This is a genomic window from Nonomuraea sp. NPDC059023 (genome assembly GCF_042740095.1).
Taxonomy (GTDB): domain Bacteria; phylum Actinomycetota; class Actinomycetes; order Streptosporangiales; family Streptosporangiaceae; genus Nonomuraea.
In genome coordinates this window covers 43808-57764 of sequence record NZ_JBHYIO010000032.1, presented here as the reverse complement: position 1 = coordinate 57764, position 13957 = coordinate 43808, and the positions used below count along the sequence as shown (strand labels likewise).

11 protein-coding genes are annotated in these 13957 nt (G+C 73.0%); 7 read left to right on the top strand and 4 right to left on the bottom strand.

The features are described from left to right. Positions 1-72 precede the first annotated feature (72 nt). Entirely contained in the window at positions 73-2787 is a 2715-nt protein-coding gene (locus ACFWYW_RS41190) for an AAA family ATPase (RefSeq protein WP_379610873.1), read from the top strand. Here the strand turns inward: ACFWYW_RS41190 and ACFWYW_RS41185 are convergent. After that, positions 2729-4171 (bottom strand): MFS transporter, encoded by a 1443-nt coding sequence (locus ACFWYW_RS41185; protein ID WP_379610872.1) that lies wholly within the window; start codon positions 4169-4171, stop codon positions 2729-2731. The genes ACFWYW_RS41190 and ACFWYW_RS41185 overlap by 59 nt on opposite strands. A gap of 331 nt (positions 4172-4502) precedes the next feature. Here ACFWYW_RS41185 and ACFWYW_RS41180 point away from each other — a divergent pair, with 331 nt between their 5' ends. Genes ACFWYW_RS41180 through ACFWYW_RS41170 form a run of 3 tightly spaced genes read left to right on the top strand, consistent with a single transcriptional unit; the run spans position 4503 to position 7539 of the window. Continuing rightward, entirely contained in the window at positions 4503-5459 is a 957-nt protein-coding gene (locus ACFWYW_RS41180) for a D-alanine--D-alanine ligase family protein (RefSeq protein ID WP_379610871.1), read from the top strand. Next, entirely contained in the window at positions 5456-6835 is a 1380-nt protein-coding gene (gene murF, locus ACFWYW_RS41175; protein ID WP_379610870.1) for a UDP-N-acetylmuramoyl-tripeptide--D-alanyl-D-alanine ligase, read from the top strand. Before ACFWYW_RS41180 ends, murF begins: the two co-directional genes overlap by 4 nt. Before the next feature lie 11 nt (positions 6836-6846). After that, on the top strand, positions 6847-7539 hold the full coding sequence (locus ACFWYW_RS41170) for an aspartate/glutamate racemase family protein (RefSeq protein WP_379610869.1): 693 nt from the start codon (positions 6847-6849) through the stop codon (positions 7537-7539). A gap of 8 nt (positions 7540-7547) precedes the next feature. On the opposite strand, the gene ACFWYW_RS41165 is transcribed toward ACFWYW_RS41170, so the two are convergent. Then, positions 7548-9413 (bottom strand): AAA family ATPase, encoded by a 1866-nt coding sequence (locus ACFWYW_RS41165; RefSeq protein WP_379610868.1) that lies wholly within the window; start codon positions 9411-9413, stop codon positions 7548-7550. Beyond that, complete coding sequence (gene vanY-N, locus ACFWYW_RS41160) at positions 9397-9981, bottom strand: D,D-peptidase/D,D-carboxypeptidase VanY-N (protein ID WP_379610867.1); 585 nt, start codon at positions 9979-9981, stop codon at positions 9397-9399. The genes ACFWYW_RS41165 and vanY-N overlap by 17 nt, the downstream gene beginning before the upstream one ends. 191 nt (positions 9982-10172) lie before the next feature. On the opposite strand from vanY-N, the gene ACFWYW_RS41155 reads away from it, so the two are divergent. The 3 genes from ACFWYW_RS41155 to ACFWYW_RS41145 are packed head-to-tail and all read left to right on the top strand — an operon-like array spanning position 10173 to position 12839. Next, entirely contained in the window at positions 10173-10847 is a 675-nt protein-coding gene (locus ACFWYW_RS41155) for a response regulator (protein ID WP_379610866.1), read from the top strand. Positions 10848-10854: 7 nt separating this feature from the next. Beyond that, positions 10855-12360, top strand: coding sequence for an ATP-binding protein (locus ACFWYW_RS41150; RefSeq protein WP_379610865.1), 1506 nt, complete (start codon positions 10855-10857; stop codon positions 12358-12360). Continuing rightward, positions 12357-12839 (top strand): hypothetical protein, encoded by a 483-nt coding sequence (locus ACFWYW_RS41145; protein WP_379610864.1) that lies wholly within the window; start codon positions 12357-12359, stop codon positions 12837-12839. Before ACFWYW_RS41150 ends, ACFWYW_RS41145 begins: the two co-directional genes overlap by 4 nt. On the opposite strand, the gene ACFWYW_RS41140 is transcribed toward ACFWYW_RS41145, so the two are convergent. Beyond that, positions 12820-13947, bottom strand: coding sequence for an FAD-dependent oxidoreductase (locus tag ACFWYW_RS41140; RefSeq protein ID WP_379610863.1), 1128 nt, complete (start codon positions 13945-13947; stop codon positions 12820-12822). The genes ACFWYW_RS41145 and ACFWYW_RS41140 overlap by 20 nt on opposite strands. Positions 13948-13957: the final 10 nt, after the last annotated feature.

Genomic DNA, 13957 nt, shown 5'->3' with positions numbered 1-13957 from the left:
TCTGGCAGGATCGCCGCCGGACGGGGCGTCTGTAGCTCTGCCCGTTCTCCGGGGAGCAGTAGGTTGTTCGTCATGCTCTGGGGGAGGCAGCGGGAGACCGCCGTGATCGAGCGGCTGGTGGCGGGCGCCCGGTCCGGGCACAGCGAAGCGCTGGTCCTGCGCGGCGAGCCAGGCATCGGGAAGTCGGCGCTGCTCCGGCACGCCGTCGACGCCGCCGGAACCGCGCGGGTCCTGCGCGGCACCGGCATCGAGTCCGAGAGCGAGTTGCCGTTCGCGGGCCTGCACCTCCTCCTGCACCCGTACCTCGCCCGCGTGGACGCGCTGCCCGGACGCCAGGCCGCCGCACTGCGCGCCGCGCTCGGGCTGGGCACGGGCGCGGACGGCGACCGGTTCCTCGTGGGCCTCGCGGTGCTGACCCTGCTCGCCGACCTCGCCGAGGGCGGCCCTCTGCTGTGCCTGATCGACGACGCCCACTGGCTGGACCACGCTTCCGCCGAGGTCCTGCTGTTCGCGGCACGCAGGCTGCACGCCGAGGGCATCACGATGATCTTCGCCGCCCGTGACGAGCACCCGTCGGGGTTCCCCGCGCCCGGCCTGCCCGAGCTGACCGTGGGCGGACTGGACCGCGACGCCGCCGCGAGCCTGCTGGCCGAGCGCGCCGCCGGTCTCGCGCCGCAGGTCAGGGACCAGATCCTGGACGAGGCACGAGGCAATCCGCTCGCGCTGCTGGAACTCCCGGTGGACCTCCACGACGGCCCGCCACCCGCCGGAGGACCCGGCGACGGGCTGCGTCGGGCCTTCGCCCACCGGATCGCGGACCTTCCGGCGGCCACACGACGGCTGCTGGTGGTGGCCGCGGCCGACGACACCGCGGACGCCGCCGTGGTGTTCGGCGCGGCGGCGCGGCTGGGCGCCTCCCTCACGGATGTGGCGCCCGGCGAGCAGGCCGGCCTGTTGCTGTTCACCGAGGGGCGCCTGACGCTCCGGCATCCGCTGGTACGCGCGACCGCGTACCAGAGCGCTCCTTTGGCCCTGCGCCTGGAGGCGCACCGCGCGCTGGCGGAGACGCTCGGCGCCGCCGACGCCGACCGGCGCGCGTGGCATCTGGCCGCGATCAGCTCCGGACCGGACGAGCACGTCGCCACCCTGCTGGAGGACAGCGCGCAACGCGCCCGCGCCCGCGGCGGCTACGCGGCGATGGCCGCGGCCTACGAGCGGGCCGCCGCCCTGAGCGAGGACCGCGGCAGGCGGGGGCGGCTGCTGCTCGCCGCCGCCGAGGCGGCCACCGACGCGGGGCGCCTCGACCACGCCGGCGCCCTCGCCGCACGGGCCACCGAGTCCGGGGCCGACCCGGTGATGCTCGCGCGGGCCGCCGCCATCCGCGCCACCGTCGCCGACGAGCACCACCGTCCCGCCTCCGCCCGGCGGATCCTGACCTCGGCCGGGCTCGCGGCGGGCCTCGACGCCGAACTGGCCGACTCGCTGCTCTTCCGCGCGGTCGACTCCGCGATCGTGGCCGGCGACCTGCCCGCCGTACGCGAGACCGCGGAGCGGATGGGCCGCCGCGCACCCCACGCCCGCAGAGCCGCCGCCCTGGCGCGCATGGCCATCGGGTTCGGCGGCGACATCGCCGACGGGGTACGCGCGCTGCGCGAGCTGACCGGCCTCGCCGATTCGTCACAGCTGCGCGAGACGGCGCTCGTCCCCTCCTGGTACTGGGCGCTGGGCGACGACGCCGGCGGCCTGCGCCTGGCCGGCGATCTGGTGCGTGCCTGCCGGGAACAGGGGGCGATCGGGGTGCTGCCGCTGGCACTGTGCGCCCTGAGCCGTTTCCAGATCCTGCTCGGCCACCGGCACGACGCCCTCGCCAACGCCGAGGAGGGCCTGCGCATCGCCCGCGACACCGGCCACCGGATGAGCGAGATCTACCTGGTCAGCCTGCTGGCCGACCTCGCCGCCCTCCAGGGCGACGAGGAACGGTGCCGGGCGCTGATCGCCGGCTGCCGCGCGCAGCGGCCCGGCCTCGGAACGGTCCTGACCTCCGGCGCGTCGAGCCTGCTCGCGCTCGGGCTCGGCCGCCACGACGACGTCCTCGCCGAGCAGGGGACGATCGAGGACGCCGCGCACCTGCCGTTCACCCTCTTCGCGCTGCCCGACGTGATCGAGGCGGCGGCCCGTGCGGGACGGCCCGAGCAGGCCGCCGCCGCCCGCGACTGGTACGCCGGCTGGGCCGCGCACTCCGGCAACACCTGGGCCGCCGCCGTCGCGGCGCGCTGCCGGGCGCTGGCCGGCGACCACCCGGAGAGTCACTACGTCCGTGCCGTCGAACTCCACGAACACGGCGCCGGACGGCCGCTGGAAGAGGCACGGAGCCGGCTGCTGTACGGCGAGTGGCTACGGCGTGAGCGGCGCCGCACCGACGCCCGCCCCCACCTGCGTACCGCGCTCGCGATCTTCGAGCACCTCGGGGCCGCGCTGTTCGCCGAGCGGGCCCGCGCCGAACTGCGCGCGGCCGGAGAGAGCCGCCCGGCCCGGCAGGACGCCGCCGACCTGGTCGGACGCCTCACGCCGCAGGAACTCCAGGTGGCCGGGCTGGCCGCCGGCGGGCTGAGCAACCGCGCCATCGGCGCCCGCCTGTTCCTCAGCCCGAGAACCGTCGGCTACCACCTGTCCAACGCCTATCCCAAACTCGGCATCTCCTCCCGTACCGAACTCGCCGGACTCGACCTCACCCCTCGGCCCGGACCCGGCGCAGCAGAACCGCCGCGACCGCCAGACACACCATGATCCCCGCGCTGAGGCCGGCGACCGTGTTCAGCCCTCGCGTGAAAGCCTCCCGCGCCACACCCTCCAGCAGCCCATCCGGTACGGCAGGCGCCGCCGTACCCGCGATGCCCGCGCGGTAGACCGCAGCGCCGGCACTGCCCATCAGCGCGATCCCCAGAGCGGCCCCGAGCTCGGCGCCGGTCTCCGCCATGGCCGCGGCCGAGCCCGCCTTCTCCGGCGGCGCCGCGCCGACGATCAGGTCCGTGCCCAGGACCATGGCCGGGCTGACGCCGAAGAAGGCCACGGTGAACCCGGCCACCGTGAAGGCCGCGCCCGACGTGTCGTCCACCTGTGCGATGGCCAGGAACCCGGCCGTCGCGAGCGCCATCCCCGCCGCCACCACGACCACCGGGCCCGCCCGGCGCGCGAGCACCGGGGCCAGCAGCGAACCGGCGATGATGCCCAGCGCGGGCACCACGATCCACAGCGCGGCGCGCAGCGGCGACAGCCCCTCGACGAGCTGGAGATACTGCGCGAGGAAGTACTCCGTGCCGTTCAGCGCGATCATGCTCAGCAGCAGGAGCGCCAGGGCGGCACCGAACGCGCGATGCCCGAACAACCGCAGGTCCAGCAGCGGATCCGCCAGCCTGCGCTGCCTGCGGACGAAGATCACGCCCACGGCGAGCCCGGCCGCGGCCACCAGCAGCGGCTCCGCCCCCAGACCTCGCTCGGCCACCTTCTTGACCCCGTAGACGACCGGCAGGGTCGCCGCGAGCGACAGCGCCACGCTGGGCAGGTCCAGCCGCCCGGCCGCGCCGGGCCGCTGCTCGGGCAGGAGCACCGGCGCCACCACCAGCAGCAACGCCATGACCGGCACGCCCGGCAGGAACACCGAACCCCACCAGAAGTACTCCAGCAGCACCCCGCCCACCACGGGACCGAGCGCGGTCCCTGCCGAGAAGCACGCCATCCAGACACCGATCGCGATCCCGCGCTGCCTGGCGTCGCCGAACATCGTGCCGATCAGCGACAGCGTGGACGGCATCAGCGTCGCGCCGGCGATCCCGAGCAGGGCGCGGGCGGCGATGAGCAGCTCCGCGCTGGTGGAGTACGCGGCGAGGATCGAGGCCACGCCGAACGCGGCGGCGCCGGCGACCAGCAGGCGCCTGCGCCCGATCCGGTCGCCGAGCGCACCCATCGTGACCAGGAACCCGGCGCTCATGAACACGTAGACGTCCATGATCCACAACAGCTGGGCGCCGTTCGGCGACAGGTCCGCGCTCAGGTGCGGCAGCGCCAGGAACAACACGCTCACATCCAGGGACAGCAGGAGGGTGGGCAGGGCCAGCACGGCCAGCCCGATCCACTCCCGGCGGGTCGCCCGTACCGTCTCAGTCCGTTCCATGCGGGCGACGTTAGGTGGGGGCGGCCGGCGGGCGCCTCTGTCGGGTGACCGGGTTCCGTGGACGGGGCAGAACCCGGTCAATCAGCGTCGGGCATGTTCCCCCCGGTCAAAGGTCGTGCGCCCAGCCGCTCACGGGCCGAGGGGCCGCGGCGGACATGGCTCCGCCTGGCCGGAAGCGGGTCGAGCCCTGAGCGTTTTGGTCAGGAACTGGACGGCGAATGGCCTGGGAACTGGCCGGCCGAAAGCTCGACACTCGGCAGGCTGAGCCGGCGACGCCGAACACCGAGGCGCCGGCGCTGTCTCCGTGTCCCTGAGGAAGGCTGATCAGATCGTGACTGAACGCGTACGCGTGGCCGTACTGGCGGGAGGGCCGTCCGCGGAGCGTGAGGTGTCGCTGCAGTCGGCGCACGCGGTCCTCGACGCCCTGCCGAAGGATCTGTACGACCCCGTCGCCGTCATCATCGACCGGCAGGGCAGGTGGCCGGTGGAGCTGCGACGCGATCGGGTGGACGTGGTCTTTCCCGCGCTGCACGGGCCGTTCGGCGAGGACGGCGTCATCCAGGGCCACCTGGAGACGCTGGGCATCCCGTACGTGGGCTGCGGCGTCCTGGCCTCCGCCGTGGCCATGGACAAGGTCGCGATGCGGCGCGCCTTCCTGGCGGAGGGCATTCCGGTCACTCCGCACGTGTGGTTCACCGAGCACGAATGGCGTACCACCACCGACTCCTGGGATCTGGTGAAGTCGCTCGACTGGCCGATGTACGTCAAACCGGCCGCCATGGGCTCCTCCATCGGCATCTCCCGCGTCACCTCCATGGAGGAACTGCGCGCGGGCGTGGATCTGGCGCTGGCCTACGACCGGGTGGTCATCGTCGAGCAGGAGGTGAGCGCGCGCGAGCTCATCTGCAGCGTGCTCGGCGGCTACGACACTCCGGACGCTTCGGTGCCCGGCGAGCTCATCGTGCCCGGCGAGTGGCTCGACTACGAGGCCAAGTACCTCAGCCAGGCCGAGATCGCCACCATCCCCGTCGAGTTGCCGGAACGGGTGGCCGAGAACGTGCGTGAGCTGTCCCTGCGCGCCTTCCGGGCGATCGGCGGCTACGGCCTGTCCCGTGTCGACTTCCTCTACGAGCAGGGCACGGGACGCCTGTACGTGCTGGAGATCAACACGATGCCCGGCTTCACCGCCCGTTCTGTCTACGCCAGGACGTGGGCCGCGAGCGGCGTCCCCTACCCCGACCTGCTGCGCCAGCTCATCGACCTCGCGTTCGCCAGGAGCGGCTCATGATCCCCATGACCCTGGACACGATCGCGCGGGTCGTCGGCGCCCGCCTGTGTGACGTGCCCGACCCGCGGGCGACGGTGACGGCGCCCTCGGCGGTCGACTCCCGTGAGGTGGTGCCCGGCGGCCTGTTCGTCGCTACGGTGGGCGCCCACGTCGACGGTCACGACTACGCGGCCGGCGCCGTCGCGGCGGGCGCCGTCGCCGTGCTGGCCTCAAGGCCCGTCGGCGTGCCCGCCCTCGTGGTCGAGGACGTCCAGCTCGCGATCGGCCTGCTGGCCAAGCACCTGCTCGAACAGATCAGCCCGGCCGTGATCGGCCTGACCGGCTCCGTGGGCAAGACCACGACCAAGGACCTGCTGGCCCAGGTGCTCGAACGGCACGCCGCGACGGTCGCCACCGACCGGTCGTTCAACAACGAGCTGGGGTTGCCGCTCACCGTGCTGCGCGCCGATGCCACCACCCGATACCTGGTGCTGGAAATGGGCGCGGGCCGCAAGGGCGACCTGACGTACCTGACCGGGCTGGCGCCGCCCCAGGTCGGGCTGGTGCTCAATGTCGGCAGCGCGCACGTGGAACGTCTGGGAACCGGGCCCGCCGACGTGGCCGAGGCCAAGGGCGAGCTGGTCGAGGCGCTTCCGGCGGACGGGTTCGCCCTGCTCAACACCGACGACCCGTACGTCATGGGCATGGCCGGTCGCACCAAGGCCACGATTCTGCTGTACGGCAGGGCGCCGGAGGCACAGGTGCGAGCCGAAGACGTGCGGATGACCGATGGCGCGCGAGCCGCGTTCGAGCTGGTGACGCCGTCCGGCCGCGCCGCGGTCGAGCTCGGTCTCATCGGCGAGCACCAGGTGGGCAACGCCCTGGCCGCCGCCGCCGTCGCCACCGCGCTCGGCCTGGGCGCCGCCGAGATCGCCGATGGGCTGAACGCCGCCCGGCGGCGCTCGGCGGGCCGGCTGGAGATCGTCGAACGACCGGACGGCGTCACCGTCGTCAACGACGCCTACAACGCCAGCCCCGAATCCATGCGGGCCGGGCTGCGGGCGGTGAAGGCGCTGGCCGGCGCCCGCCGTACCGTCGCCGTGCTCGGCGCGATGGGACAGCAGGCGGAGGCCTCGCGCGCCCGGCACGCGGAGATCGGCCGGCTGGTCGCCGGCCTCCGCTTCGACGTGCTGATCGCGGTCGGAGCGGGGGATCCGCTCGCGCTGGCGGAGGCGGCGGAGTCCTCGGACCAGGGCGTGGCCGTCCACACCGCCGATGACGTGGCCGATGCGATCAGGCTGGCCACCGCGCTTCTCGAACCGGGGGACGTGGTGTTCGTCAAGGCCTCCAGCGAGATCGGCCTCGGTGTCTGCGCCCGGGCCCTGGCGATTCAGTGAAACGGAGTTCCATGCGCACGATCGGTCTCATCGGCGGGCTGAGCTGGGAGTCGACGGTGGTCTACTACCAGATCATCAACCAGCGGGTACGCGAGCGGCTCGGCGGCAGCCATTCCGCCAACAGCCTCATCTGGTCGGTCGACTACACGACCGTCGAGGATCTCATCTTCGCCGACCGCTGGGAGGAGGTGAGCACGTTGCTGACCGGTGCGGGCCGCGGCCTGGAGGAGCTCGGCGCCGACCTCCTGCTCGTCTGCAGCAACACCTTCAGCCGGGTCAGCGACGACGTGGAGCGGGCGGTGAGCGTCCCGGTGCTGCACATCGCCGACACCCTGGGCGCCGAGATCCGTGCCAGGGGCATGCGCAGGGTCGGCCTGCTGGGCACCCGGTTCACCATGGAGGAGCCCTTCTACCGCGACCGGCTGGCCGCCCACGGTCTCGACGTGGTCGTCCCCCGGCGTGAGCAGCGGGAACTGGTCCATCGCGTGATCTTCGACGAACTGGTGCGCGGGGTGCTCCGTGACTCGTCCAGGGAGGCGTACAGGAAGATCATCGATGACCTCGCGGATGACGGCGCCGAAGGCGTCATCCTGGGCTGTACGGAGATCGAGCTGCTGATCGGCGAGAAGGACAGCCCCATTGCGGTGTTGCCCAGCGCCCGGCTGCACGCGGAGGCGGCGGCCGGCTTCGCGCTCGCCGACTGAACGGCGATTCAGGTGCCATACAGCTCCCGGTGCCACAGGCCGGCGCGGACGCGTTCGATGCCGGCGCTCAGATGGCGGCGGTAGGTGGTGAGCGGGAGGCCGAGCCGTTCCGCGGCCAGTTCCTGGGTGGGCGTGCCGCGCAGGAACGTGACGGACAGCGCCCGGTGGAGCTTGGCCGAGCGCGGGTCCTCAGCCAGGTCGTCGATCGCCTGGCGGAGCACGTCGCCCAGGGCGGTGGCCGGGTTCTCCCCGGCCCGCCCGGCGATCAGCCTGGTGCGCGTCAGCGGGGAGTCGGCCAGCGCGTCCTTGCGCGGCAGCCGGCGCAACGCCTGGCGGACGGCCTCGGCGAACTCCGCCTGGGACAGCACCTCCAGTGTCGCGACGGTGGGCCGCTGGTTCCTTCCTTCCAGCCACGCCCGCGCCGGAACCGCGCGCCAGTCGTGAGCGAACAGGGTGTGCGCGTCATCGGAGATCTCCCGCATCCCGAGGCGCTCCGCGTGCTCCAGGAAGGACCATGCCATCCGCTCGGACCGCAGGCAGTTGCCGATCGCCCGGCACTGGATCAGGTCCATCACCGGCGAGTTCCCGCGATACGGCGGCAGCGCCCACGTCCGGCTGATCGCCAGATGCTCACCGGCGCGCAACGGCGTGGTGGCACGCGCGTGCGCCCACGCCATGGCCACGACGGGGTCGGCCGCCAGCTCCTCCTCGTCGAGTTCCGCCAGCCGCAGCCACGCGGAGAAAGCCACGGGCTCGCCGGTTCCGGTCCGTCGATACAGCCGGAACGCCTCCGGCTGACGTTCGGCCCAGAAGACGGCGCTCTCCGCTCCGGCCGCCACCCGGAGCAGCGTGCCGACGTCCTCCTCCCGCAAGGGCTCCTCCCGGAACCGGCCCTCGTCCGGCGCCCTGGTGTCGCGGTGCAGGTAGAGCAGTGCCGCCACCGCGCCGGGCACGTCCGCGTCGCTCACCGTGCGCACCCTGTCCGACAGGTGCGCATGGACGCGGTCGTGCATCGCCGCGTACCCCTGGGGATCGCGCCATCGCAGGTCCGCCTCCAGGGCCTCCCGCACCACGTCATGCGGGAACAGGCCGAGCCGGCCCGACCGCATGAACGGCGACCGCCGCAACCACCGGAACAACGTCCCGGCGTCCTGCGGCACGACCGCGCGCAGCAGGTCTTCCGTGGTGGTGTGCGCGTGCGCGCAGATCTCCAGAGCGTGCCGGTGCGCCGCCGAAGGCACCTCGCCCACCAGGTGATCCAGCAACGTGGCCACCATGGCCTGATCCGGCGTCCACCGCCCGCCGTCCTTCACCGCCACGGCCGCCCCGAGCAGCAGCGCCAGCGGATGGCCACCGGCGAAGGCCAGCAGCGGCTCGCGCGACTCGGCGGGCACCCCGCTGGAGTCCAGCAGGGCCCGCGCGTCTCCGGGCCGCAGGTCGCGCAGCGGCAGCACCTCCAGCGCCCCCGTCCATCCGGGATCCACCTGCCACCGCAGGTCCGGCGGGTTGCGACCCGCGATCACCACCAGCGCTCCCACGGGCAGCCGCGGCAGGTACCGCTCGCGCAGCCATTCCTCCAAGCCTTGCAGGCGCTCGAAGTCGTCGACGAGCAGCACCGCGTCCGTCTCGCGGAGATCCGGCACGCGCCCGTCCACCATGGACACCGGCCGGCCCGCCGCCGCGGCCTCGCGGGCGAATCGCCGTAGCAGGGCCGTCTTGCCGATGCCGCCGGGACCGTGCACGTACAGGACGCTGGTGCCGCCGCCGTACAACGCCGTGGTGAAGACCGCGAGCTCTTCCTCGCGCCCCACGAACGCCGTCTCGCGTGCCGCTCGCAGGCGGCGTCCCAGCAGTTCGTTACTCCCCGCTGACATACCGGTTCCCGTTCCCGCTCATGTGGGCCACGCCGGGGTGGGGCCGTCGTCGTGGTGGTATGCCGCGGCGCTCCGGGTGGTGCTCGAAGTGCCACCACTCGTTGTCGTACATGCGGTAGAGGTCGTAGCGGGCGCCGTGCTCCTCCAGCCAGTGCGCGCCCTCGTGGGGGCGTACGTCCAGCGCGATGCCCTTGACGTGGCAGGATTCCGCCGGTGGCAGCACGAGCATGCGGGCCAGGGCCGGGGAGCCGGTGCGGCGTACCTCGTCGTCGAACATCCGCTGCTGGACAACGGGATCGCGGTGTCCCGAGGTGAGGCCGATGAGCTGGCCGTGACGCCAGAACGCCTCGGTGCGCGCCGCGGTGAACGCCGCCAGGGCGCCCTCGGTGAGCCCGGTGAGGTCCTCGGCGGGAAAGCGCATCCGCAACGCCCAGCCGCAGGCCAGTTCGCGGGCCCGGCCGGGGTCGCGGGCGAGCGCCACGGGCAGCAGGAGTACGGCGAGCACGTGCGTGACCACGGCGAACAGCCGATCTCGGGGCCGGGATGGGATGGTGCGTGGTTCGTTCATGACGAACTACGATTGGCGCCGAATGTGTGTGCGTCGTCTGTCGTTTGTCACCGTTTGACGACGGCGGCCACCGCCGGCGGGACCGTGACACAACCATGACATGGCGCGGACGAGCCGGGGACATGACCGGCCGACAGTGGATGGAGTTGACCGGCGGACGAGTTACGGAGCGTGCTGTGGTACTCGGCGGCGTGTCGCGAGTGTTGTTGATCGAGGATGACCCGGCCGTGCGGGAGGGCCTTGAGCTGGCCCTGACCCGGCACGGGCATCGGGTGGGCGCGGTGGAGTCCGGCGAGCAAGGGCTGGACCGGCTGCGTACGGACCCTCCCGACGTCGTCGTGCTCGACCTGATGTTGCCGGGCATGGACGGGTTCGAGGTCTGCCGCCGCATCCGGGCCATCGGGGAGATACCGATCATCATGCTGACCGCTCGCGGCGACGACATGGACGTGGTGGCGGGGCTGGAGGCGGGCGCCGACGACTACGTGGTCAAGCCGGTGCAGCCCAGGGTGCTCGAGGCGCGCATCCGCGCGATTCTCCGGCGGATCGGCCGGGACCAGGCGGAGCTGGAGCGGCACGGGGACCTGACCATCGATCGGGCCGGGCTGGTGGTCGCCAACCGCGGCGTGCCGGTCAGGCTCACCCCGGCCGAGCTGCGCCTGCTGCTCGAACTCTCCGGTACTCCGGGCCGGGTGCACAGCCGCCAGCAACTGCTGGACTCGGTGTGGGAGCACGGGTACTTCGGTGACTCGCGGCTGGTGGACGCGTGCGTGCAGCGGTTGCGCGCGAAGATCGAGGACGACTCGGCGGCGCCCGTCTACGTGCAGACGGTGCGGGGGTTCGGGTACCGGTTCGGGCCGGTGTGAGCCGCCGATGACGCCTCGGCCGAGTCTGGGGCTGCGTGCCCGGCTGTTGTCCGCGTTCGCGCTGCTGTGCGTGGTCACCACGGCGGCGGTGGCCGGCGGGATCTACGTCCAGGCCCGCAACGACATCCTGCAGCGGGCCCAGGACGCCGCGCTGCAGGCGATGAAGGGCCGCCTGGAGGCGCTCTTCCCGCTGCGGACGTCGACGCCGGACCAGACCGAGCTCGGCAGGATCGCCGAAACCATGACAGAAAGAAACAGCTCCACGCTCGTCCTCTACCAGAAGGCGTACGCGCAGGCCGGCCCGCCGGAGGGCCCACCACCCGGCGCCCCGCCCGGCCCGCCGTGGGGCACGGGGCCGGGCGGGAACATGCCGCCCGCCCTGGGTCCCGGGGACATCTCACGGGGGCTCCGGCAGGAAGTGGCCGGCGGCGCCATCGCGTGGCAACGCGTCGTGCGGGACGGCAAGCCCTTCCTGATCATCGGCGCGCCGTTGCTGATCGTCGAGCAGGAGGGGACGCGGAACTCCGGCATCGAGATCTACACCACGCGCAGCCTGCTTCCCGAACAACGCAGCATCGACCGGCTCGCCATGAACTCCTGGCTCATCGGCGGCGCGGCCATGGCGTTCGCGGTCCTGCTCGCGCTGCTGGCCACCCGGAGCGTGCTGCGCCCGGTGCGCGAACTCGGCCGGGCGGCACGCCTGCTGGGCGAGGGCGAGCTGCGGACCAGGATCGCGGTCAGCGGCTCCGACGAGCTGGCCGACGTGGCGCGTACGTTCAACAACACCGCCGCGGAGCTGGAACAGCACGTCACGCAGTTGCGTGAGATGGAGGCCGACGCGCGCCGGTTCGTGGCCGACGTCTCCCACGAGCTGCGCACCCCTCTGGCCGCGCTCGCCGCGGTCGCCGAGATCCTCGACGAGGAGGCGGCCCGGCTGCCCGAGACCGCCGGCAAGGCCGCACGGCTGGTCAGCCAGGAGACGCTCAACCTCACCGAGCTGGTGAACGACCTCATCGAGATCAGCAGGTTCGACTCCGGCGTCGCGGCCCTCACGCTGAACGAGGTCGACGTGGCCGAGCTGGTGCCCGCGACCCTGCGTGCCCGAGGCTGGACGGAGCAGGTGGACACCGAGCTTCCACCCGCGGTGACGGCCCGGCTGGACCCGCGCCGGGTGGACGTCATCCTCGCGAACCTGGTCGGCAACGCCCTGCGGCACGGCGCGCCACCGGTGTCGGTACGGCTCTCCGCCGACCCGCACTGGATCACTCTGCAGGTACGCGACCACGGGCCGGGGCTGGACGAAGCGGTGCTGCCGCACGCGTTCGACCGCTTCTACAAGGCCAGCGCGGCCAGGGCCAGGTCCGAGGGCAGCGGCCTCGGCCTGGCCATCGCGATGGAGAACGCGCGCCTGCACCGAGGCGACCTCACCGTCACCAACGCCCCGGACGGCGGCGCCCTGTTCACCCTGCGCCTGCCGCGCCGGGCACCCGATCCGGAAGGAGACTCCGCATGAGGGCCGGGCTCTCCCGCCGCGTGCTGGCCGCCGGCCTCGTGTCGCTCGTCGCCGTGGCCGGCTGCGGCGTACGGCCCAGCGACCCCATCTCCGCCGGCGAGCCGCCGAGCGGAGGCGTGGCACAGACCAAGACGATGACGCTCTACCTGGTCAAGGACGGCCGGCTCAGTGTGGTGACGCGGCCGCGTATCCGTCCGATGTTCCTGACGGACACCCTCGCGCTGCTGGCGGAGGGCCCCACCGCGGAGGAACGAGCGCGCGGGCTCACCACCGACGTCCCGCCCGGCATCGGCCCGATCGCGGCGACCGTCAAGCCGGGCGGCCACCTGGTGCTGAACCCGTCCACCCCGGGCGACGAACTGTCCCCGCTGGCCGTCCGGCAGATCGTGTGCACCACCGCCGCGCTGCAGGAGGGCCTTGCCCGGATCTCCGTCGTCGGTGCGGGGCAGAGCGTCGACCCTAGAGACTGCCCGGGGTAGCGGTGGCGCGGATCAGGTCGCCGAACGTCTCCTCCAGGTGCTTGGCCGTCTCCTCCTCGGCCTGGCTCATGCGGGTGAACATGGCCTGCTCGTACGCGGCGAGACCGGCCTCGACGTCGTCGAGATGGGCGGCGAGAGCCTTGCCGAGCTCGGCGCCGTCGTACATGGCCTGATTGGCTCCTTCGCCGTTGGGCGCCAGCAGATGGGCGGCGTCGCCGACGAGGGTCACCCCGGGTGTCCGGTCCCACCGGTGCGGGTGGGGCAAGGCGTGGTGCGGGCGCAGGACCGGCCGGGTGTCGGTGTCGGTGATCAGCGCGGTGAGCTCGGGCGCCCAGCCGTCGAACTCCGCCACCACCCGCGTGACGGCCGCGGCAGGATCGGCGAAGTCGATGTCGTCGAACCACGCCAGCGGCCTGGTGAGCTCCACATAGGCGTGCAGGGTGTCGCCGCGTTCGCGGTGAGCGGTGATCGTCTCCCCCTCCGCGGGGACGAGCATCATGCCGCCGCCGACCGCCTTCGCGGCGGCCGGGTGCCGCGTGTCGGCGTCGAACAGGTAGGTCTCGACGAAGGACGTGCCGGCGTACTCGGGCACCGCCTCCGACAGCAGCGGGCGGACCCGCGACCAGGCGCCGTCCGCGCCGACCAGCAGACTCGTGGTGACACTGCCGCCGTCGGCGAAGATCACCTCGTGGCGGCCGCCGCCGAGGCTCCTGGCGCCGGTGACCTTACGGCCCCACCGGACGGTGCCCTCCGGGAGCGCGTCCAGCAGCATCCGCCGCAGGTCCGCGCGCTGCGCCTCCGGACGGCCGCCCGTGCCGTCGTCGGCCTTCTCGAACAGTACGGCGCCGTCCGGCGCCAGACCGCGTATCGCCTGGCGGCCTTCCACCACGATGGCGCGGAACTCCTCCATCAGACCGGCCGCCTCAAGGGCGAGTTGCCCGTTGTAGTGGTGGATGTCGAGCATCCCGCCCTGCGACCGTGCCTCCAGCGAGGCCTCCGCCTCGTAGACCTCGGCCGGGATGCCGTGGACGTGCAGGACGCGGGCCAGCGTGAGTCCGCCGAGCCCGGCGCCGATGATCGTGACTGCATCTTTGGTGCGCTGTTCCATGTTGGAACAC